The sequence below is a fragment of the Bifidobacterium simiiventris genome (genome assembly GCF_019331715.1).
Taxonomy (GTDB): Bacteria; Actinomycetota; Actinomycetes; order Actinomycetales; family Bifidobacteriaceae; genus Bifidobacterium; species Bifidobacterium simiiventris.
In genome coordinates, this window is record NZ_JAHBBG010000001.1 from 199,510 (window position 1) to 220,532 (window position 21,023).

The window sequence follows — 21,023 nt, forward strand, 5'->3', positions numbered from 1 at the left end:
ACATCCGATGATTCCGATTGCCTGCGCCGTTCATTCCAATGCCCCTAAATCGAGTACATCGTCGCAGGCGGATCGCAGTTCGCCGTCATGTGTGGCGACGACCGCGACGCATCCGAGCGCCGACAGCTCCCGAATGCAGGAGATCACCGTGCGCGCGCTGGCACGGTCGAGGGACGCGGTGGGTTCGTCCACCAGCAGCATGTCGCAGGATGTGGCCACGGCTCGCGCCAGCATCAGCCGCTGCGCCTCGCCGCCGGACAGGCTTCCGTAATCGTGCCTCGCAATCTGCGCCAGGCCAAAGCGCCGCAGTATGACCCACGCATGGCCCTCTGCGGTACTGCGCGGCAGTCCATGCACCATCATCGGCAGCACGACATGGTCGATCACGCTGCGTCGGGACACACCGATCGGTTTTTGCGGCACCCAGTTGAACGAACTGATTCCACGTTGTTCCACCTTCCCCTCCGCCGGCGTCAGCCATCCGGCAAGCAGGGCCAGCATCGTGCTCTTGCCACATCCGGACGGCCCTACCAACGCATGCACGCGTCCGGCATCAAGTTCGGCGTTCACATGCCGGAACAGGAACCGTCCCGGATCATACGCATAGCCCACTTCGCTCAGCACGACGCACGGCTCCGCATCCTCAGTCATGAGCATCCCCCGACGTTGGGCGCAAGCCGTACGTCGCCGTCCGGTACGGTGCCATCCATGGTCTGGATATAGGACCGGCCAAGCATCGAGCCGACGACGCGCACCGGTAGTGCACGGCCATCGATCACCACACACGCCTGGCTGTCGCTGCCGGGGGTCGTGCCGATGGCCGAGGCCGGCACCACGCCCACTTCCACCGGTGTACGCAACGCCCATTGCACGCTGATCTTGCGTACCCCGTTCTGAGAACCGCTTGACAGAAACGGCAGGGAACGAGAAAACGACGTGAGGTCGGAGATCTCTCCCGTGTCACTGATGTTGAGCCGTTCGTCACCAGCCAATACCACGCGTTTGCCCGAGGCGACGCCCGATGGCAGGCTTTCCGCCTTGGCCGATCCTGCGACAGCGGGCAATACGGCGATCGGCTCGCCTTGCTGTAGTTCCTGGCCGAGTACGGCGGGACATGTCGCCACGCTCACCGTGTCGGCAGGCAGCCATGCCATGTCCGTAGTACGGATCGTCGTATAGTCATCCGGCAGCGGATGGCCGACGTTGGCGGACACGGTTTTGAATGCCTCGATGGTGTCGTTCGTGATCGTGTCGCCGGAAAGCGTTCCGGCTCGTATTGCCGTCAGCGCATCGTTCAGTGATGCCGCGTCCTCACCGCGGGCACCCACCGGTAGGTCGCGCCAGAACGGTTGTTTGGCGGCCAGCATCAATACGCCTCGCCCGTCGATAGATACCAGCGATGTGCCTGATGAGAGCACGGCTCCCGGCTCGCATGACGATGCAGTGACCATGCCGGATCGCGGTGCGGTGACCGGCGGCATGGCGATCTCCTCGGCGTCGATGGTGATCGAACGGGCGTCGTCCGTCGTTCTGCGTTCGATGGCGATCGAGGCGTTTGGGTCGGCGGCGGACAATGATCGCGGCGTATGCGGGGCGACGATGATCGACGCGGTCCCTGCGCCAAGCAATATGCAGGAGACGGCCAGCAGCGCGGTCATCTGGCGGCCCGGCATCCGTTTCCTGCCGGCACGCGACCGTCTCCCGGGATCATCGTTCCCGTAGTGTTCACCGTCGCCGACGACATGCTTCCTCAACCGGAACATCGGTCTCACCTGCCGGTCAACGGCGAATGCGCGATATGATGCAGCGGATCGTTGACGCATTGGTCTAACTGCCGCTTGGTCGGACTGGCCTCGTCCAACGAGTCGTAATCGGACAGCGGACTGGTGCCATTGTCCACCAGCCGTTCAAATTCGTCGTAGGTGTATCCGGCATCCAGCAGACCTTGCTCTTGATAGCACTGGAATCGGTATGGTTCCAAGTCGACGTCGTCGGGGTTGCGTACCGCCTGGTAATACACTTCCTTGATGCTTTCATATCCCGTATCTAGGCCGCATGTCGTGCTGATATCGGCTCGCTGCTCCTGCGTATATCGGTCGTTTTCCTTCTCCACCAACCCTCCTCCGTTATCTCCGAACCAGTAGTCGACACCGACCTTGAGCCCGTATTGCGCATAGCAGTTGATCGAGCGACGTTCAGCCTCGTTCATTTCGTCCGCCGTGATCCTGCGGTCGGCGATGACTTCACGAATGAAATCGGCGTGCGTCCATGCCGCGTCGTCCTTCAGCGTCGCGACATACGAATCGGTCAACGTGACCGTATCCGTATATCCCATATACGTCAGTTGGGTTCCCGACGGCGCGGACCCTTCGTCCACTTTGACGCTTCCATTCGCCTCGGCCGAAGGAGCCGCACCGCCGTCGCCGCCGACGACGGTCGCACCGCAACCGGAACAGCACAGCACCGCTACGGACAAGGCCGCAAGTTTCCTGAAAAACCCATGCATAACAAAACCCTACACCAAACGATCAGGTGAAATGCGGGAGGCATCGTGCAAGCAGGCCAATGGATACGCGGTCCTTCACGCCATCGGACACACGCACGCCTTCGTCGGCAAGGCCTCGGATCACGCCAAGCGCCAACGTGTCGTTGCAGCACACCAGTCCGTCCGCGTCAAGCCGACCACCGCGAGCCAGTTCACGCCCGACGTCGGCGGCACAAAAAAGTGGCGGTTTTCTCTCGCTGACGGTACCGTCAGCGAGAGAAAACCGCCACTCGGACGGACATATGATGGCGACGACCGTTTGGCGCTGGCGGGCCATCATCATCGGCGAACCGCGAGTCAGTATTCCTCGCGGTACTTGAGCGGCTTGCCGGCGGCGGCGCGGGCGACCTCCTCGGCCACGTTGAGGCCCATCGCATGCAGCTCCGAACCGGTCGACCCGGCGATGTGCGGGGTGAGGATCACGTTCGGCATATCCCACAGCGGCGAGTCGCTCGGCAGCGGCTCGGGCCAGGTCACGTCGAGGATCGCGTTGATGCGGCCGGTCTTGAGTTCGGCGATCAGCGCATCGTGGTCGATCACGCGGCCGCGCGCCGAGTTGAGCAGCGTCGCACCGTCCTTCATGAGCGCGAGTTCGCGCGCGCCGATCATGCCACGCAGCGGCGGGATGTCTGGCGCGTGCAGCGAGACGATGTCGGACTGGGAAAGCACCGTGTCGAGGTCGGCCTTGGTCGCGCCGTACGAGGCGGTTTCGTCTGCGGACATGTCGATCGCGTAGGCGAGCACATCGAGGCGGGTCATCTGCAGCATGGTCATGAGGCGGCGGCCGATGCGCGAGGAAGCGCAGACCAAGCCGACGGTTTTCTCGTAGTTGCCAACATTCGCGAACACGCTTTGCACATCGACCCAGGCTCCCCATCCGCGCTGTTCGTGGTACATGCGTTCGGCGCGGAAGAACTGCTTGTTGGCGAGCAGGATGTTCGCGAAGCAGTATTCGGCGACGGGCAAACCGTTGAGGTATCCGGAGTTCGACAGTTCGATGCTGCGCGCCTTGGCGGCCTGTTTGGCCGCATCGTCGGTGAAGATGCGGGCCGCGGCGCCGCTGGCCGCGAAGATGCCCTTGAGGTTCGGCATCGCGGCGAGCACCGCCTCGTCGATCAGCTGTTCGCCGCCCCAGCCGGTGATGATGTAGTCGGCTTTGGCGATGCGTTCGGCGTTCGCGGGGTCGCGGAAGTCCGTCACGACGACAGGCTCGCCGGTCTCGTCACGGTCGTAGTCGGCGACGAGATCGAGCTCACGCCACGCGTCGGTCCCCATGATCTTGCCGATCAGATCGGCCGGCCGGAATGAGAACACGACGAACGGTCTGCTTTCCCGCTGCGTTCCGGCAATGTCCGACGACTGCAATGACTCCTGCGCCATACTATGCTCCTTTGACGATGGTCCCTCAGACCGACAAGATTCCTAAAAGCTGGCGTGCTTGATTATATGCCGACTGAAAACGCTTTCCAGCGCGTTGCCATGTCTTGCATACGGAGGTTGCCCGCCATCCGGTTCCCGGGATTGTGCGGAAACAATCCCGGGAACCAGCCCATGCGCATATGAACATGCCACCGCCCGGAATTTCAACGATTCGCGTCTGGCCAATGTGCATTATTGTGCGGTTTTCGGTTCCCGGGATACAAGCCGTCAATCCCGGGAACCGCCCCCAACCCACGCAAGCCGCCACGACAACAAGCCAGATCAGGACCGCTCGCCTACAACAGGGCCGCAGACCTTCACAGGCTCCTTGGCCGGGACAAACCAGCAGTGGCGGTTGATCAGGTTGACGATCTGGCCGGTGATGACCGCAGCGACGACCGTGCCGAGACCGAGGCCGTCGATGCGGCCGAAGAAGACGAGCGACATGACACCTGCGATGATGACCAACGAGACGTCGAACGATTCGACGGCAAGTCCGGTCAGGAAGCAGATGATCCGCTTGACGATATATGGCATGTTCGTTCCTCTTCCATACGTGTGCGTCCGTCGCCGACCACCGACCATCACAGGGAACCACCAGCGATTGCATCGGCGCGGATATGTCAACCGATCGTCACTATAGCACAGTTTGGGAAGCGCTTACCATAAATAAAACTTGATCATATGAACTTATATAACATAAGTGAGCTATCTAACAGCAACCGCTTACCCGATGATCGGCGCGTCACCGACGCACACGGCTTCCAGCCGCCGCGACTGGTGCTTTGTCGGGCTTAATGCGAGGGGTTTGACGCTCCCTCAGTCGGCTTCGCCGACAGCGCCCCGCAATTGCGGACGGCCTGCGGCCGCGCCATGTCGGCTCGCTGTCGCTCGCACCTCGCCTACAAACGCCGCCGGCGTTTGCTTCACGGCTCGGCCCTCAGCCGAGGGAGCCAAGAATAACAATGCGTCAATTCAAGCCCGGCAAAATGCTAGTTCACGGATGCGGCATGCTCGGAATCGCGCAGACACGGCCTGCCCTGCACCACCTCGACGCGCGACGGCGGCAACGCGACCCGGCCGCGGCGCGAACGGATCTGCTCGTAGAGCAGACGGAACGCACGCTCCCCCATTTCATGGAAGTTCTGCGTGTAGCTCGTCAGCGCCGGCTCCCACATCGGCGCGAAGCTGCGGTTGTCGAAGCCCACGACGCTCACATCGTCCGGCACGCGGCGGCCGGCTTCGCGCAGGCCCTTGATCACGGCGATTGCCGTCTCGTCGCCGCCGGCGAAGATCGCGGTCACATCGGCACGCCCGCCCAGTTCGCGTCCGGCGCGCACCGCAGCGTCCAGGTCGCCATCCGCCACCACGACCGGCTCCGGGACCGTAAGGCCGCGCTCCTCAAGCGCATCGCGCCACCCGTCGGCGCGCGAATTGCCGCTCTCCCCCTCGACCGGACCCACATAGCGCACGTCACGATGCCCCAGATCGAGCAGATGCATCGTCATCCACCGGCCGCCGTCACGTTCGGCGTTGATGATCTGGTAGTCGCCGTCGCCGAATCCGCCGCCGACGACGACCAGCGGCAGATCCTTCGGGACGTGCTTCAGAGCCTCGACGCCCGAACGATCGTATTCGTAGACGATCACGCCGGCCGGGCGCACCGCCAACCCCATGCGCACGCGCGCGGCGACCGAACCCATGTCCTTCTCGTCAAGCGAAACGATATTGAGCAGAAACCGACGTTTGCGAGCCGCGGCCTCCGCACCGTGGTTCGTCGCCGACGTGGAGAACGCATCGGGGTTGGCCGCGAACACCGCCACCGTGTCCATCTCCTGATTCGACAAGGCCCGGGCGACGGCGCTCGGTTCGTAGCCGAGCTGTTTGATGGCCTCGGCGATGCGGCGTCTCTTGTCCTCGGCGACGTTGACGGTGCCGTTGAGGTAGCGCGACACGGTGGGCGCGGAGACGCCGGCCAGCGCGGCTACGTCCTTGATGACCGGCCTGCCATGGTCCGCATTCCTCGCCATATATCGTCACCTTTCCGTTCCCGGTCGCGCATGTTCTCCGGCAATCCGTCGCACGGCGGCACCGTTTCGCCGTGCGTCACGCATCGTCCGGCGTCGTTTCAGCGCGCAGATGCCGCCGCCTGTCGCCGTCCGACCCCGCACACTTCGCCCGCGGCGATATCCGCGAGGCCCCGGCATTGCCGAAAACCATTGTAATCATTGCGAAACGCCGAAGTCGAACCGCGCCGCTTGCCACAGTCGGCGATTCACGCTATTATGAAACCGGTTTCAGAAATGAAGCCGAACATAAGTAACTGCGTACGTCAAACGATTTACGCACCAACGAAAGGAAATATTATGTCTCTCAAGGATTCCATGATGCGCGGTCTGGCTATGTACGGCATGAGCGCGATGGCCAAGTCCGCTCCGGCCAGCAGCAAGGTGCTCAACGACATCATCAACGCCGCCAACGACGAGAAGATCGCCCGCTGAGTCGCGAGCCCCCATCGGCTCACGAAACGACGATCCGTATGCATAACTCAATACGACATAACCGAACAACAACTGAATAAACGGACAACGGCGTCCACTACATTTTCAAGACTTTCCCAAAACGACGAGGCGGATTCGCACCAGCGAACCCGCCTCGTTTCGTCATACATCATGCGCCATGCATCATGCGTCGTGCACGCACGGCCGTCAGTCGCGACCGATGCGTGAGCCGAAGAACGCGTACCACGCGTCATACAGGAACAGCGGCACCATCGCGAGCATCGCCATCTCGATGCCGGCCGCATCCTGGATGACGCCGAGCACGAACGTGATCACCGCGCCGCCGACGATGCTCATCACCACGATCGACGAGCCGGTCTTCGCCGCCGCGCCGGTAGCGCCGCGCAAGGTCAGCGAGAAGATCGTCGGATAGCCGATCGAAACGAACAGGAACGAGACGAGCAGCGCGATCACGGACACGCGTCCGAGACCCAGGAAGACGACGACCATGAGCGCCGCGCCGATCAGCATGTACCAGCCGAGGATCTTGGCCGGATCGAATCGGGTCATGAGCGGCGTGGTGAGGAACCGGCCGAGCGTGAACAGCAGCGCCATCACCGACAGCAGCGTGGTGGCCAGTCCGGTCGTGATGCCCGCACCCCAATGCTTGAGCGCATAGGCGGAGAACATCGCCATGCCGCCGGTCTGGATGCCGAGGAACACGAACTGCGCGAACACGCCGAGCAGGAAGTACGGCCGGCGCAGCAGGTTGGCGAACGAGCCGCTGCCCTGGTTCGAGGACGCGTCCGATGCGACGTCATCGTCGTCGCCCGGAGGGGTCGGCAGTTTGACGGCCACGAAGATGATGAGCAGCACCGCGAGCGCGATGCCGATCGTCAGGTAGATGCCACGCGTGTCGGAGAGGAACTTCGTCTTCGCCTCGTCGAATCCCGGTTTGCCGGGCGCGACGGTGTCGGACAGGATCTGGCCGAGGATGAGCGGCCCGACGACCGTGCCGATGCCGTTGAAACTCTGCGCGAGGTTCAGGCGGAACGATTCGCCCTTCTCGTCGCCGAGCTTGGTGATGTACGGGTTGCAGTTCGCCTCCAGCGAGGCCGCGCCGAGCGCGATGACGAACATGGCCAGCAGGAACAGCACGTAGTTGGACGTGCCGGTGGCGGGCGCGACGATGAACGAGCCGATTACGAACAGCGCGAGGCCGCAGATGATGCCGCCCTTGTATCCGAATCGGCGCGCGACGAGGCCCGCGGGGATCGCCATGACGAAGTACGCGCTGTAGTACGCCACCTGCAGCAGCGACGTCTGGGCGCTGTTGAGCTGCATGTAGTTGCCGATCGGCGTGTTGAGCGCGTTCACGAGGTTCATGGTCAGGCCCCACACGAAGAACAGCGAGGTGACCAGACCGATGGCGAGCGCGACCGCCGTTTTCGACTGCGATGCCGATGGCTTCTGCGGTGTTCGGCCGCCCGCGCGATTGTTGATGGTGTCGTTGTCAGTCATGTCGTCCGCCCCTTTCCCGTTGTCCATGATGACGCCAGACCGCCATCAGCCGCGCGAACAGCCGGTGCCGTCTGGGTCAATCCATTGTACAGAACGCCTCGAACCGGTACGACACGCGTTGCGGCAAGAAGGCGTGAGACAAGAAAAGCCCCGCACGAGGCGGAACTGGATCGATCAGGCGGCGAACGGTTATCGTCGCACGCCGATGACGGTGATGTCAGGGTCGGCGACCGTGGTGCAGCCGTCAAGCAGGACGGCGGGGCGTTCGTCGGGACGGATCGAGCGCAGCCCTTCGTTCATTTAGCATGATTATGCTAAATTAATAGACGGAGGTGATCCTTATGGCCGATCAGATGATCCGTCCCGTGTCGGATCTACGCAACAATTTTGCGGACATATCCCGCATCGTGCACGAGACAGGTGAACCTGTTTTCCTCACCAAGAACGGTTTCGGCGACATGGTAGTGCTCAGCATGGAAGCATACGAAAACCTGCAGCTCGACAGCCGGATATATGACATGCTGCTGGAAGGCGAGCGCGAAGCCGAAACCACCGGCAAGCGGTTTAGCCCCAAGGAAGCGATGGCATCCATGCGAGCCGCGATCGACGGAGCCATGCGTGTATAGGGTGGAGATCCTACCGAAGGCCGTCTCCGATATGAACGAGGCCGTTTCCTATATCATGCGCGAATCGGAAAGCCCGCATACAGCGGAAACATTGGCCGTTAACCTGAATGCGGCAATCGAGGGACCTGCCGACTTCCCATACTCTCACCCCCTATATATTCCGATACGGCCACTTCGGCACGAATACCGACGCGTCATGGTCGGCAATCACGCGGTGTTCTACTGGGTCGACGAGGCAGCCGCTACCATCACCGTCGCCAGAGTCATCTACGCCAAACGAGACTTGGCACGACATCTACGCTGACGGTTCCGCAGTACATCTCGATGTATCTCAATCTCCTGCTGTGGTATGACCGTCTCATTGGCATGCCGTTGTCGTTCATCCTTCCGCATGACCACATCCACGCGGCAGTCCGTCTACTCTGTAATAGAGACGCCACACACCGGTTCGGTCACACGGCAACCTACGCCGCAGCGGTGTGCGACGGCACACATGAGAGTCAGAAGAGACGAAGGGACCTTCGATGGGATACATCGCCTATTTCAGCCGGCCGTTCATGCTGGCGGTCGTGCTGTGGCCGTTCGTGTCGGCCGTACTTACGGTGCCGGTGCTGGCGCTGCTGTACCACCGCTACAACCGCATCCGCTTCTCGCAGGCGCTCGTCGCGTACGGCACGGTGCTGTACGCGATCGGCCTGCTGTGCTTCACGCTCTACCCGATGCCCGAGGACCCGGTCGCCTACTGCGCCGCGCATCATCTGGCGCCGCAGCTCAACCCGCTGCAGTTCATCAGCGACATCCGCACCGACGGCCTGGCCGCGATCATGCAGCTCGCGTTGAACGTCGTGTTCTTCCTGCCGCTCGGCTTCATCATGGGCCGCGTCTTCCGCTGGCCTCTCGCCGTGGCGCTGCCGTTCGGCTTCATGACGAGCCTGATGATCGAGACGTTGCAGCTGACCGGTTTCCTCGGCTTCTACCCGTGCTCGTACCGGCTGTTCGACGTGGACGATCTGATCACGAACACGCTGGGCGCCCTGCTCGGTTTCGCCGCCGCACGGCTGTTCGACCGTCTCGTGCCGCCGCGCGCGAACGATCTGACGACGGTGACGCAGCCCGGATTCCTGCGCCGCTGCATCACGTACGCGATCGATCTGACGGTGATCACGGCCGTGGCGCTGCCGACGACCATGCTCGTCACGGTGCTGTACGACATGGTCGTGGTACGCGATATCGCGACGTGGCAGTCGATTCCGGTCGTCGGCCATGTGTTCGGCAACGACGTCACGTTCTCCGATGCGGTGACGCTGGTCGCGCTGCTCGTCTTCGAACTGCTGGTGCCATGGATGCGCGGCGGGCGTACGCTCGGCGGCGGGTTCACGCACATGACCTGCGAGACGCGGCCGCGTTCCGGCTGGCGGCGCGTGCTGTTCTATGCGGTACGCACGGCGGTGTTCGTGATCGTGATCTTCATGCGTCTGATTCCGCGGGCCGGCCTGTTCACGCTCGCGCTGCTCATCTTCTACTGGGTCAAGAAGCAGATGCCCTACGACCTGCTGCCGGCGGACGCCGACACGACGTCGCAACAACCGGCGGATGCTCAGTCATCAGCGTCGAACATGGCGACCATATAAATCGGCAGGTATGTCACCCGACCTACGATCTCAACGTTCGTTTCCGCCAGCACGTATGCCTCGTCTATGCCGCAGTTCGGCGAATCCAGCGCATGGTCGAGCGACGCGTGGGTCCGATACGACGATCCGGATTTGATCTCGAATACCAGCACGCGCCCTGCGGCTGTTTCGGTTACGAAATCAAGTTCTCCCATGCGTTTGCTGGCACAGTAGTATGTGGCGAATCCATGCGAGTTGAGTTCCTGCGCCACCGCGTTCTCATATACGCCGCCAACGTTCATGTTGGTCTTGCCATCAAGCAGATCGATGGATGCGCGCTTGATGAACGTACCGGTCAGCAGTCCGACATCGGAATAGAACAGCTTGAACCGGCTGTCGTTCTTCGAGATGAGCAGCGGATGCCTTGGTTCCGTCGCATTGTATGTGGCGATCGCCACGTCCGCATTGATCAGCCACAGGAATTCGTCCGTCACCTGATCGAACCTCTTGACGTTCTCGATCGAGCTGAATTTGAACCGCTTGCTGGTGCCGGTCAGTTCGCTGGGAACAAGGTCGTAGATGTTCTGGATGACCAGCCGGTTCTCCTTGGGCGCATATTTGGCGATGTCCCGCTTGTATACGCGGATGATTTCGGACTGAGACACGCGCACCTGATCGATGGTGCCGTTCTTCAGGAACGCGTTGACCGCATCGGGCATGCCGCCAACCAATAAATAGCGGTGGAACAGCTTCAGCAACCGTTCATGAATGAAATCCGCCACCGGCGTGCGATCGGCGAATGCCTTGCGTGCCATCCGCCATGCTTCTTCCGGCAAACCGTTAGCCCAGCAGAACTCCTCGAAATCCAGCGGGAACATCTCAACCTGCGTGAGATACCCCCCAGGCAACGCATCCACGCCTTCCAGTTTCACCCCAAGCAGCGAGCCGGACAGAATGAAGTCGTACTCGCCCTTGTCGATCAGCAATTTGATATGCTCCATCACGTTCGGACATTCCTGAATCTCATCAAGGAATATGGCCGTCTCGTGAGGCACCAGCGGAATGCTGGCGACCACGGAAATACGAAGCATCAGATCGTCTGCATCCGTCGCCGCGGCGAACGACGAGCGTGCCGCACTGTCATCGGCAAGATTGATCTCCACTCGGCTACGGTAATGCGCCTGCATGAATTCGCGCACCAGATACGTCTTGCCGATCTGACGAGCGCCCGTGACCAGCAACGCCTGCTTCGACTTGTCCCGCTTCCAGGACTCGAAGCACTCGTACGCCTTGCGTTTCAATGCCATGTATCAGACGCCTTCCACCCGCGTATCGTATGGGTCCCATATACATACTACGACTGACTGCATTTTTCTACAATTTGACTACCCGGTTTTTCGCATTTTTCATAATTTCATATACTTGTTTTTTACACTTTTAACCATTTTCAACAAGCCTATTTCGACACTTTCGACACTTTCCGCAACATGACGAATTCATGTACGATCGATGCCTCGTCATTCTCGTCATTGAGTTACGGCCGTTTCGGAGACGAAAAAAGGCCGTAACCCAGCAATGGTCCCGTCATTGAGTTACGGCCGTTTCGGGGACGGAAAAAGGCCGTAACCCAATGACGGACTCGTTGTCTTGTTGAGTTACGGCCTGATGGATCGGCGGATGATGGCCGATCCGTTGCGTCGCGCGCGGGATCGGCCGTACATACCGGATCAGCTGCGGATCACAGCTGGGATTCGGCGGGCAGGGCCTCGATGGCCTTGCGGGCGGCGACGAGGGCCTCCTCGAGCGGCTCGACCTGCGGATACCAGCGGCGCTCCCACTCCAAGGAGAGCGGGCCGGTGTAGCCGCCGTCCTTCAAGAGCTTGCAGCATTCGGCCAGCGGCACACGGCCGGTGCCCTGCAGCACCGGGGTCTGGTCGCCCGGGAACGCGCAGTCCTTGATCTGCACGACGCCACGGCCGTTCACCAGATACGGTTTCAGATACTCGAACGTGGCGGCCGGCACCTCGCCGACGCGCCACGGGTGGGCCAGATCCCAGATGGAACCGGCCTGGTTGCCAGGAGCAAGACGATCCAGATAGTAGTGGATGATCGCGTTGCGCTCGCCGTTGGTGTGGCTGTCGTGCGTTTCGATGAGCGGCTGCACGCCGAGCTTGTCGGCGGTCGGCAGGGCGCGGGCGATGATCTCGGCGCCGCGCTTGGAGACGCCGGCGAGGTTCATACCCTTGGGCAGCACCATGCCGGGGAGCCTGTCCGGGTCCCAGCTCGGCTCGAGCGGCGCGGTCGGGAAGACGCGCACGTACTTGGCGCCGAGCACGGACGCCATGTGCAGGCAGTGTTCGAGGCTGGCGACCAGTTCGTCGTCCTCGCGGTCGGTGTTGCACACCTGCACGCGCGAATCGACGCCGAAGATGGTCACGCCGGCCTTCTCGGCGAGTTCGTCGCGCATGGCCTTGAGTTCGTCGTCGGTCGAGGCCATCGTGAACTTCATCTCGTCGCCGACGGCGACCTCGATCTGCTTGACGCCGGTGTTCTTGAACGTGCGGGCGAGTTCGTCCATCGTATCGTACGGTGCGCCGAGGGTCGACGCGGCCAGTTCCCATGTCATGATTGATTCCTTTCGATTGTGCCGTCGGCGCGGCGGTCTCCCGATTTGCTGGCGGTCGCGACCGCCACTATCGCGTGAGGTTCAGCAGTCGTGTGACCTGTTCTGCGGTGCGGGTGACGTTGGCTGCGGCGTTGCGCAGAAGGTCGTCGAGGCTAGCCGCGCCGGGTGCGGTGCCGAAGACCGCGTCGATGCCGATTTCGTGGAGTTCCTCGATGCCGTCGCCGATGTGCCCGGCGATGGCGATGACCGGTTTGCCGTGCCGTTTGGCGGTGGCGGCCACGCCGGCCGGTGTTTTGCCGAATTTGGTCTGGAAGTCGATCGATCCTTCGCCGGTGAACACGATGTCGGCCCATTGCGCGGCTTCGTCGAGTCCCGCACGGTCGATCACCAGGTCGATGCCCGGACGGAATTCGACGTGCAGAAAGGCGAGCAGCGCCGCGCCGATGCCGCCGGCGGCTCCCCCACCCGGCAATGCGGCGACGTTCGAGTCCAGTTGGCAGCCGGCGACCTCGGCGAAGCGGGTCAGTGCACAGTCGAGCAGCGCCACGTCATCCGCGGATGCGCCTTTCTGCGGTCCGAACACGGCGCTGGCGCCGTTGGGACCGGTCAGCGTGTTGGTCACGTCGCATGCGGCGATGATCGTCACGCCGTTCAGTCGCGGGTCGAGTCCGCTCATGTTGATCGCCTCCAGCTTGGCGAGCGCCGCCCCTCCCGGTTCGAGATCATGACCGTTCGCATCGAGCAGTCGCGCGCCGAGCGCCTTGAGTATGCCGGCGCCGGCGTCGTTGGTGGCGCTGCCGCCGAGGCCGACGATGATCGTCGTCGCGCCGGCGTCGAGCGCGGCCTTGATGAGTTCGCCGGTACCGTATGACGTGGTGATCAGCGGGTTGCGTTCGTCGGGCGCCAGCAGTGCCAGTCCGCTTGCTTCGGCGGTTTCCACGACGGCGGTCGTGCCGTCGCCGAGCAGTGCGTATCTGGCGGCGGTCGGACGGCCGAGCGGGTCGTGCGCGATGGTGCGGCGCATCTGGCCGCCGGTCGCGTCGGACAATGCCTGTGCGGTGCCTTCGCCGCCGTCGGCCATCGGCACCATGCGGATGTCGGCATGGGGGTCGGCCTGTCGTATTCCCTGTGCCATCGCCTGTGCGGCCTCGTTGGCGGTCAGGCTCTCCTTGAAGGAGTCGGGAGCGCATACATATCGCGTCATGGCTACCAGCCTACCGCACGACACGCCGGAACGGAAAGCGCTTACCAATATATATCCAGCAAACCACTGTCGCAAGCCAAACGAAATACACGGTATACTGGTAAACGCTTAATACTGTTTTCCGAAGATGCGCAAAGGACAGTGACACCGTGGCAGAGCAGAACGACAAGACGGCCGCCCCCGCAACGCTGATGGACGTGGCGAAAAAGGCGGGCGTATCCATCGCCACCGCGTCCCGCGTGCTCAACGGCAGCACACGCAAGGTGCGCAACGATTCGTACGTGAAGGTGATGGAGGCAGCGAAACGGCTCAACTACCGTCCGAACGCCTACGCGCAGGCCGTGGCCAAAGGCACCGCACCGAGCATCGTGCTGCTCGTCTCCGATATCTCCGACCCGTATTTCGCCTCCGTCTCGCAGGCCGTGGTCAAGGCGGCCGGCGAGCAGGGCATCGCCGTGACGATCGGAGTCGCGGCCGGCCCCAAGGAGGAACTGGAGGCCGTGCGCAAGGCGGTGGCAACCCGCCCGCGCGGCATCATCATCTCGGAAAGCGAATACGTGGACTCCCCCGAACGCAAGACGCTGGAGGCGGAGCTCAAGCAGTACGAGGCGTCGGGCGGCCGCGCGGTGTTCATTATGAACCGCAATCTGCCGTTCCCGGCCGTGGATGTGGCCAACGAGGTCGGCGCGCGCGCGATCACCAAGCTCGTCGTCGACTCGGGCTACCGCAGGCCGGCGATTCTGAAGGGCGACGACAACCATCGCTCGTCGCGCGAACGTCTGGCCGGCGTGATGGATGTGCTCGCCAAGGCCGGCATCGATGTCGATCCCGCGGCGGTGGTCAACGGGCGGTTCAGCCGCACCGAAGGATACGCGGCCGTCATGCAGATGGTGCGCTCCGGATTATTGACGGCCGGCGATGGCGCGGCGTACGGCGGGGCCGGCGTGGATTCGATCATCGCGTTGAACGACGTGATGGCGATCGGCGCGATGACCGCGCTTCGGGCGAACGGCATCGAACCGGGACGCGAGATCGGCATCACCGGGTTCGGCGACATCCCCTATTCCGCGGACGTGCATCCGTCGCTGACCACCGTGCATCTGCCGCTGGCGGAAATGGGCCAGGCCGCGGTCGGACGCATCCTGGCTGCGCCGGACGATACGGACGGCACCGTCTCCACGCAGTCCGCGAACCGGCTCATCTTCGTGCAGAGCGCGCCCGACATCGTCCTGCGCGAATCCCTGCCAAGGCGCTGACCAACCCGTCACCGGCGGCAGAGTCTCCGCCCCGCGGCATCCACCGGCCGCCGTCCGGCATCATGCCGCGAACCGCAGCCGGTATTCCTTGGGCGTCGCGCCCAGTCGCCGCCGAAACACGCTGATGAAGTAGCTCGCCGAGGAGAAGCCACAAGCCCGCGCGATTTCGGCGATCGAGCCATCGGTGCCGGCCAGCAGACGCTTGGCCTCCTCGACGCGCCGCTCGGTCAGGTATTCGTTCGGCGTATGGCCGACGTACCGTTTGAACAGCATGCAGCATTGGCTGCGACTGACCCGTCCGGCCGCCGCGATGTCGTCCAGACTCAGCGGAGCCGCGAACCGCTGTTGGATCAGGCCCGTCATATTGAGCACGTCGATACGGCGACGCTGCTCGTCGGCATCCCGATCGTCATCGTCGCCGGAGGAGCCGAACCGATCAAGCACCGCGTCGAGCAGTCCGATCGCGGTGGCGACGGCGGGCAGCGGATCGATCGGCGTCCCGCTGTCAGCGGCGGCCTTTCGCCGATCGCCACGCAACTGCACGACCAGCCGGTCGATGCCGGCCAGCACGTCGAATTGCCATGGCACGTTCGGCGACAATCGCATCGCATCGTCGCGATGCTGGTCGAACGCGCGTTCACAGCGCGCGGCGACATCTCCGGTCAATGATTCGACCAGCGACGGGCTGATCACCGCGCACGAGAACCAGCTTTCGAGACGTCCGGGAGAGAACCCATAGTGCAGTCGGTTGGCATTGACGACGAGTCCCTCGCCCGGCCGCAGCACGAACACCTCGCCGTTGACGAAATAGTGCAGGGTGCCGCTGATGACATGGATGTATTCGAGATCGCGATGCCAGTGGCACGGGCATCGGTAGTCGGCGTAGATCGACAGTGGGTCGCGCGACGCGTAGATCGGCAGTTCGGCGAGGTTGTAGCGGACCCGTTCCGACAGATCGGACAGCAGATCCAGACGCTTGTGCGTAGACTGCGGCATCGCGGACCTTCTTTCGTGCGGATGGCCGATATCGGCTGTTTGTACGATTTTGATATTACCATGACCGGTTTTGCTACCAATCAGCCATCACGCAACATACGGAAACATATCATAATAAATAACTTCTTACTGCAGCAGAAGATACGAACACAGCACCGAATCACACCGTCCTGTAGATGATTCCGCTATCTATGGGGCATACGTAAGGAGTATCATCATGTCTGGTTTCCACGGTCTCATCGCACGTATCGCGACACTGTTCAACGAGGGACTGGCCGATTATTTCCGCATCTGCCGCCAGTGGATGCGCGAGCAGCTGGCCAACCCGGACGAGGACAACTGGCTCGCCATCTGGTACCCGGCATCGGTTGCCGACATGGCATGAACCGCACCTTCGCCACACCCGTTTGACCATACCGACGTCTGGCGTACGACTGTACGCATCGCCGTGTATGGTCAAACGCATGAGCGACGGCAGACAACAGTCACGACGGTTCGACCCCGAACGCAAGCAGCGCATCATTGACGCCTGTCTTGACGTGATCGCCGAACGCAGCGTAAGCGGCACGTCGCACCGCATCGTCGCGGCCGCGGCCGGAGTGCCGCTCGGGTCGATGACCTACCATTTCGACGGCATGGCCGACCTGCTGCATCAGGCGTTCGACCAGTACGCGCAGCAATGCATCGACCGGTTCGCCGCGCGCATGGCCGGCGCGACGAACACCGACGAGGCCTGTGCGGCGATCACCGAGCATATCGCCGGAGCCGATCTGCTGGGCTCGCAGCGCGATCTGAACATCAACCTCGAGTTCTATACGCTGGCGGCCCGCGACCCCGCATACCGGGACATTTCCGAACGGTGGATGGCCGCCAGTCGCACGCAGATCGAACGGGTCTTCGACCCCGCGACCGCCGTACTGCTCGACGCGATGATCGAGGGACTGACCTTGCACCGGGCGCTGGGCACCACGCCGATCGACCCCGCCCTCATCGCCGAGGGCGTGCGCCGCCTGATCCGCGGCAGGTGATTTCACAGCATCAACGTGCGCTGCTTCGCACATCACCCCCTCCCCTGTCATCGTACCGCCGGTTGGGCGATCCTCGGCATGAGGTTCGTCCAACCTGCCGTCGTCGTATCAGCCGCCCGTCACTCGGGGCTCTTCAACGCGCCGACCATGTCGATGCGGTCGAGCGACCGGTTCGTCGCCGCTTCGACCAGCACCGTGAACACGAGCGCGAGCACGGCGGCGGCCGCATAGCAGTACCAGGCCACGTTCGGTACGAGATTCATGCCCGGCAGGTCGAGTTTGCCGATCAGGAAGCCCAGCAATCCGCGCCCGCACGGCAGACCGACCGCGATGCCGATCGCCGCGAGCAGCAGCATCTCCTTGTTCACGTAGCCGTGCACCTCGCGTCGACGGAATCCGAGCACCTTGATGGTGGCAAGCTCGCGTTCGCGCTCGGAGATGTTCGTGGAGGCAAGCGTGTACAGCACCACGATCGCGAGGATTGCGGCCATGACGACGATGAAGCCGATCATGACGAAGAACATGAGGAAGCTCTTCGAGAAGTCGCGTTCCTGTTTGGCGGAGCTTATGACCGACAGGTATTCGCCGTGCTGCGCGAGGTCGTCCGCGAACGCGATGTTCTCGTCCATGTCGTCGGCGTTCACGTTGACGAGATCGGCGTTCGCGGCGAAATCCGCATCGAACGCACGCTCGTATGCGGACTCGGTCATGACGACGAGATTGCCGGTGTAGTACTGCGCGACATCGACCACCGTGACGTCAACGCTGTTGGCCATCGTGTCGGTCAGAGTAACCGTGTCGCCGTCCGCAAGCGCGAGTTTGCGCGCGGCATTGACGGTGACGATCACGCCGGCATGGTGGTTGTGGCCGGCATTGTTATCCGGCAGCGCGATCGGGGTTCCGGCCTCGGTGTGCAGTTCGAGGTAGCCGTTCAACGACTCGCCGTCCGGGATGACCATGAGTTGTGCGCTGATCTTCGCGTCGTCGGCGGAATCGTCGCCGGCCGCGTCCAACGTCACGTTGCCCAGCTGCAGCGGCAGGGTCGATGCGACGCGCGCGTCGTCGTCCAGTTGCCGTTGCGCATCGTCATGGTCGGCGGCGGAGGTGACGGCCATGACGTCGTACGGCGCGATCTCGCGGTGTTGGCGCGGCATGAGCGTGAGCGCGGAGCTGCCCATGCCGAAGCCGGCGGTCATGAGCGCGGTGCAGCCGAGCACACCGATGATGACCATCAGCGCGCGCGACTTGTAGCGCAGCAGGTTGCGGGCGGTCACCTTGCCAAGGAAGCTCAGATGGTTCCAGACCAAGCCGACGTGTTGCAGGAAGATCGTGCGGCCGGCCTTGGGAGCCTTGGGACGCATGAGTTCGGCCGGTTCCAGCCTGAGTGATCCGGCCGTAGTCGCAGCGGCCGCCCCGGTGATCGTCACGACGAACAGCAGCACGCCTCCCACCGCGAGCCTCCAGTCCACGAGCAGCGGATAGCCCGGCAATACGTAGAGGCTCGAGATCAGGCGCCGCGTGAACACGAACGGCAGACCAAGCAGACCGAGCGCATCGCCGAGCAATCCGCCGAACAGGCAGGCCGCGCCGGCGTACACCAGGTATTTGACCATCGTCTCGCCGCGCGTGTACCCCAATGCCTTATAGGTACCGATGAGCTGGCGATCCTCCTCCACCATGCGCGTGACGGCGGTCAGGCTCACCAACAGCGCGATCACGAGGAACAGGACGGGGAACAGCGTGCCGAGACGCATGATCATCTCGCTTTGGGTGTTCACGTCCTCCCAGCTGGTGACGGAACTGCGGTCGCTGATGATCCATTTCGCGTCGGGCAGTGCGGCGACACCGGCTTCGATCTTGGCCTTCGCGGCGGCGAGCTGTTGTTCGGCGGCGGTTTTGGCCGGCAGCCCGTCGGGCAATGCGTCGACCTTGGCCTGCTGTTCGTCGAGCCTGCTCATGGCCTTGGCGAGCGCGGCGTCGCGCACGGCGTCGGTGCGCGCCTGTTCACGGGTCTTTTGGATGGATTCGATCGCGCTCCTCGTGTCGGCCACAACGCCCAGATAATCGTCGTCGTATGTGTTCATCGCGGCCGCGTCGGCGACGGTGAGCACGGCGGACGTGTACGGCACGTCGTCGCCTGCGGCGAGCGAGTCGATCGTGACGACCATCGGATATACGGTTTTGCTGCCGGAGACGAGCGTGAGCGGGCCGGACGGGTTCACGATGTCGTTCGGGTCGATGATCGCGCCGACGATCGTGTACTCGCCGTTTGCGAAGGTGCCGGTCGAACCGGTCGCATCGTCCGGCGTATCGTCCGACGACGGGTCAGACGAACCGACCGCGGCCGCCGTCATCGAATCGTCCGGTTTGAATTCGAGCGTGTCGCCGATCGACTTGCCGGCATCGTCCAGATACTGCCGCGTCACGGCAATCTCATGACCGGATTTCGGCAGACGGCCGTCGGTCACGTACGGCCGGTCGATGCCGCGGTCGTTGAGCGAGGTGACGGTGGCGGACGCCTGTTTGCCGTCGATCGTCGTGGTGACATTGGCCGCGTATTCGCCGGCCGCGTCCTTGATGCCGCGTACTGTGCGCAGTGCGGCAATGTCGTCGTCATCGAGTCCGAGCGTGGAGACGATCGCGATGTCGTGCATGCCGGTTTCGTCGAAGAACTCGTCGAGTCCAGCCCGGATGTCGCGGCCTACCGAGTTGAGGCCGCCGAGCATCATCACGCCGACCGCGACGATCACCGTCATCGCGGCGAAACGCTTGCCGTTGCCGCGGATCGCGCGCCACGCGTCCTTCCAGAGTGCAGTTTTCCTCATCGCGACTCCCCTACCATTCGATATCCGCGATCGGAGTCGGGCTCGGGTTCGCCTTGATCTCGGTGACCTTGCCGGAACGGAAGCGGATCAGCCGGTCGCCCATCGGCGCGAGCGCGGAATTGTGCGTGACGAGCGCGACGGTGATGCCGCGATTGCGGCAGGAGTCCTGCAGCAGTTGCAGCACCTCCTTGCCGGTGTTGTAGTCGAGCGCGCCGGTCGGCTCGTCGCACAGCAGCAGTTTCGGGTTCTTGGCGAGCGCGCGGGCGATCGAGACGCGTTGCTGTTCGCCGCCGGACAGTTGCGCGGGGAAGTTGTTGAGCCTGTTGCCAAGACCGACCTTCTTGAGTGTCTCGCGCGCGTCGAGCGCGTTCGGGCAGATCTGGCTGGCGAGTTCCACGTTTTCGAGCGCGGTGAGGTTGGGAACGAGGTTGTAGAACTGGAAGACGAAGCCGACGTCGAAGCGGCGGTAGTCCGTCAGCTGCGCCTCGTTGGCCCTGGTGATGTCCTTGCCGTCGAGACGCACGGAGCCGGAGGTGGCGCGATCCATGCCGCCGAGGATGTTGAGCGCGGTGGATTTGCCGGCGCCGGACGCGCCGAGGATGACGGCGAGCTCGCCCTGTTCGATGTCGAACGTGGCGTGGTCGAGCGCCAGCACGGCGGATTCGCCGCTGCCGTATCGGCGGACCACGTCGTGGAATTCAAGGAATGACATGTCGATCGTGCCTCTCTTTGCGATTGACCGTTGCGATTGACTGACGCATTGGATTGCGTGCGATTCCAAGAAATACATCAGTCTGTCGGGTAAATAAATCCACGTAATCCGACATTATGTAGGGTTTGGCGGCAGGATCGGCCACGCGGCATCG

Annotated in this window: 19 protein-coding genes and 1 pseudogene; 7 read left to right on the top strand and 13 right to left on the bottom strand. The window is 62.9% G+C overall.

Annotated features, from left to right (window positions below):
- Positions 1-30: 30 nt before the first annotated feature.
- The 6 genes from KIH76_RS00910 to KIH76_RS00935 all read right to left on the bottom strand — a co-directional run bounded on the left by KIH76_RS00910 (position 31) and on the right by KIH76_RS00935 (position 5,994).
- Complete coding sequence (locus KIH76_RS00910) at positions 31-651, bottom strand: ATP-binding cassette domain-containing protein (protein WP_219068765.1); 621 nt, start codon at positions 649-651, stop codon at positions 31-33.
- Complete coding sequence (locus KIH76_RS00915; RefSeq protein ID WP_219068767.1) at positions 648-1,673, bottom strand: hypothetical protein; 1,026 nt, start codon at positions 1,671-1,673, stop codon at positions 648-650. Before KIH76_RS00915 ends, KIH76_RS00910 begins: the two co-directional genes overlap by 4 nt.
- 95 nt (positions 1,674-1,768) lie before the next feature.
- A complete protein-coding gene (locus KIH76_RS00920) occupies positions 1,769-2,476 on the bottom strand; it encodes a hypothetical protein (protein WP_219068769.1) in 708 nt (235 codons plus the stop codon).
- Between the two features lie 366 nt (positions 2,477-2,842).
- Positions 2,843-3,925, bottom strand: a complete 1,083-nt coding sequence (locus KIH76_RS00925) for a hydroxyacid dehydrogenase (RefSeq protein ID WP_219068771.1) — start codon at positions 3,923-3,925, stop codon at positions 2,843-2,845.
- 321 nt (positions 3,926-4,246) lie between these two features.
- Positions 4,247-4,501: a DUF6198 family protein gene (locus KIH76_RS00930; RefSeq protein ID WP_219068773.1), complete on the bottom strand. Its 255-nt coding sequence runs from the start codon at positions 4,499-4,501 to the stop codon at positions 4,247-4,249.
- Between the two features lie 455 nt (positions 4,502-4,956).
- Positions 4,957-5,994, bottom strand: a complete 1,038-nt coding sequence (locus KIH76_RS00935; RefSeq protein WP_219068775.1) for a LacI family DNA-binding transcriptional regulator — start codon at positions 5,992-5,994, stop codon at positions 4,957-4,959.
- 336 nt (positions 5,995-6,330) lie between these two features.
- Here KIH76_RS00935 and KIH76_RS11665 point away from each other — a divergent pair, with 336 nt between their 5' ends.
- Complete coding sequence (locus KIH76_RS11665; protein WP_274608020.1) at positions 6,331-6,465, top strand: hypothetical protein; 135 nt, start codon at positions 6,331-6,333, stop codon at positions 6,463-6,465.
- Positions 6,466-6,672: 207 nt separating this feature from the next.
- On the opposite strand, the gene KIH76_RS00940 is transcribed toward KIH76_RS11665, so the two are convergent.
- On the bottom strand, positions 6,673-7,986 hold the full coding sequence (locus KIH76_RS00940) for an MFS transporter (RefSeq protein WP_214372930.1): 1,314 nt from the start codon (positions 7,984-7,986) through the stop codon (positions 6,673-6,675).
- 341 nt (positions 7,987-8,327) lie between these two features.
- Between KIH76_RS00940 and KIH76_RS00945 the strand changes: the two genes are divergently transcribed.
- The 3 genes and pseudogenes from KIH76_RS00945 to KIH76_RS00955 all read left to right on the top strand — a co-directional run.
- Positions 8,328-8,612, top strand: coding sequence for a type II toxin-antitoxin system Phd/YefM family antitoxin (locus KIH76_RS00945; RefSeq protein ID WP_219068777.1), 285 nt, complete (start codon positions 8,328-8,330; stop codon positions 8,610-8,612).
- Complete coding sequence (locus KIH76_RS11720) at positions 8,500-8,916, top strand: type II toxin-antitoxin system RelE/ParE family toxin (protein ID WP_420829237.1); 417 nt, start codon at positions 8,500-8,502, stop codon at positions 8,914-8,916. The genes KIH76_RS00945 and KIH76_RS11720 overlap by 113 nt, the downstream gene beginning before the upstream one ends.
- Before the next feature lie 220 nt (positions 8,917-9,136).
- A pseudogene (locus KIH76_RS00955) lies at positions 9,137-10,168 on the top strand (VanZ family protein); the annotation flags it as partial.
- Positions 10,169-10,209: 41 nt separating this feature from the next.
- On the opposite strand, the gene KIH76_RS00960 reads toward KIH76_RS00955, so the two are convergent.
- The 3 genes from KIH76_RS00960 to KIH76_RS00970 form a co-directional block, all read right to left on the bottom strand.
- Entirely contained in the window at positions 10,210-11,529 is a 1,320-nt protein-coding gene (locus tag KIH76_RS00960; RefSeq protein WP_219068783.1) for an ATP-binding protein, read from the bottom strand.
- A 431-nt stretch (positions 11,530-11,960) separates the two neighbouring features.
- Positions 11,961-12,848, bottom strand: a complete 888-nt coding sequence (locus tag KIH76_RS00965; protein WP_219068785.1) for a sugar phosphate isomerase/epimerase family protein — start codon at positions 12,846-12,848, stop codon at positions 11,961-11,963.
- Between the two features lie 67 nt (positions 12,849-12,915).
- Positions 12,916-14,052, bottom strand: coding sequence for a glycerate kinase family protein (locus tag KIH76_RS00970; RefSeq protein WP_219068787.1), 1,137 nt, complete (start codon positions 14,050-14,052; stop codon positions 12,916-12,918).
- A gap of 149 nt (positions 14,053-14,201) precedes the next feature.
- On the opposite strand from KIH76_RS00970, the gene KIH76_RS00975 reads away from it, so the two are divergent.
- Positions 14,202-15,308 carry a LacI family DNA-binding transcriptional regulator gene (locus tag KIH76_RS00975; RefSeq protein WP_219068789.1) on the top strand — a complete coding sequence of 369 codons (1,107 nt, stop codon included), beginning with the start codon at positions 14,202-14,204 and terminating at the stop codon, positions 15,306-15,308.
- A 60-nt stretch (positions 15,309-15,368) separates the two neighbouring features.
- Here KIH76_RS00975 and KIH76_RS00980 read toward each other — a convergent pair whose 3' ends face one another.
- Positions 15,369-16,304 carry an AraC family transcriptional regulator gene (locus KIH76_RS00980; protein WP_219068791.1) on the bottom strand — a complete coding sequence of 312 codons (936 nt, stop codon included), beginning with the start codon at positions 16,302-16,304 and terminating at the stop codon, positions 15,369-15,371.
- A gap of 217 nt (positions 16,305-16,521) precedes the next feature.
- Between KIH76_RS00980 and KIH76_RS00985 the strand changes: the two genes are divergently transcribed.
- Entirely contained in the window at positions 16,522-16,689 is a 168-nt protein-coding gene (locus tag KIH76_RS00985; RefSeq protein WP_219068793.1) for a hypothetical protein, read from the top strand.
- A 79-nt stretch (positions 16,690-16,768) separates the two neighbouring features.
- Positions 16,769-17,332 (top strand): TetR/AcrR family transcriptional regulator, encoded by a 564-nt coding sequence (locus KIH76_RS00990; protein WP_236036732.1) that lies wholly within the window; start codon positions 16,769-16,771, stop codon positions 17,330-17,332.
- A gap of 119 nt (positions 17,333-17,451) precedes the next feature.
- On the opposite strand, the gene KIH76_RS00995 is transcribed toward KIH76_RS00990, so the two are convergent.
- Both KIH76_RS00995 and KIH76_RS01000 read right to left on the bottom strand, forming a co-directional pair.
- Positions 17,452-20,157 carry an ABC transporter permease gene (locus KIH76_RS00995; RefSeq protein ID WP_219068797.1) on the bottom strand — a complete coding sequence of 902 codons (2,706 nt, stop codon included), beginning with the start codon at positions 20,155-20,157 and terminating at the stop codon, positions 17,452-17,454.
- Between the two features lie 10 nt (positions 20,158-20,167).
- Positions 20,168-20,869, bottom strand: a complete 702-nt coding sequence (locus KIH76_RS01000) for an ABC transporter ATP-binding protein (protein ID WP_219068799.1) — start codon at positions 20,867-20,869, stop codon at positions 20,168-20,170.
- Between the last annotated feature and the right edge of the window lie 154 nt (positions 20,870-21,023).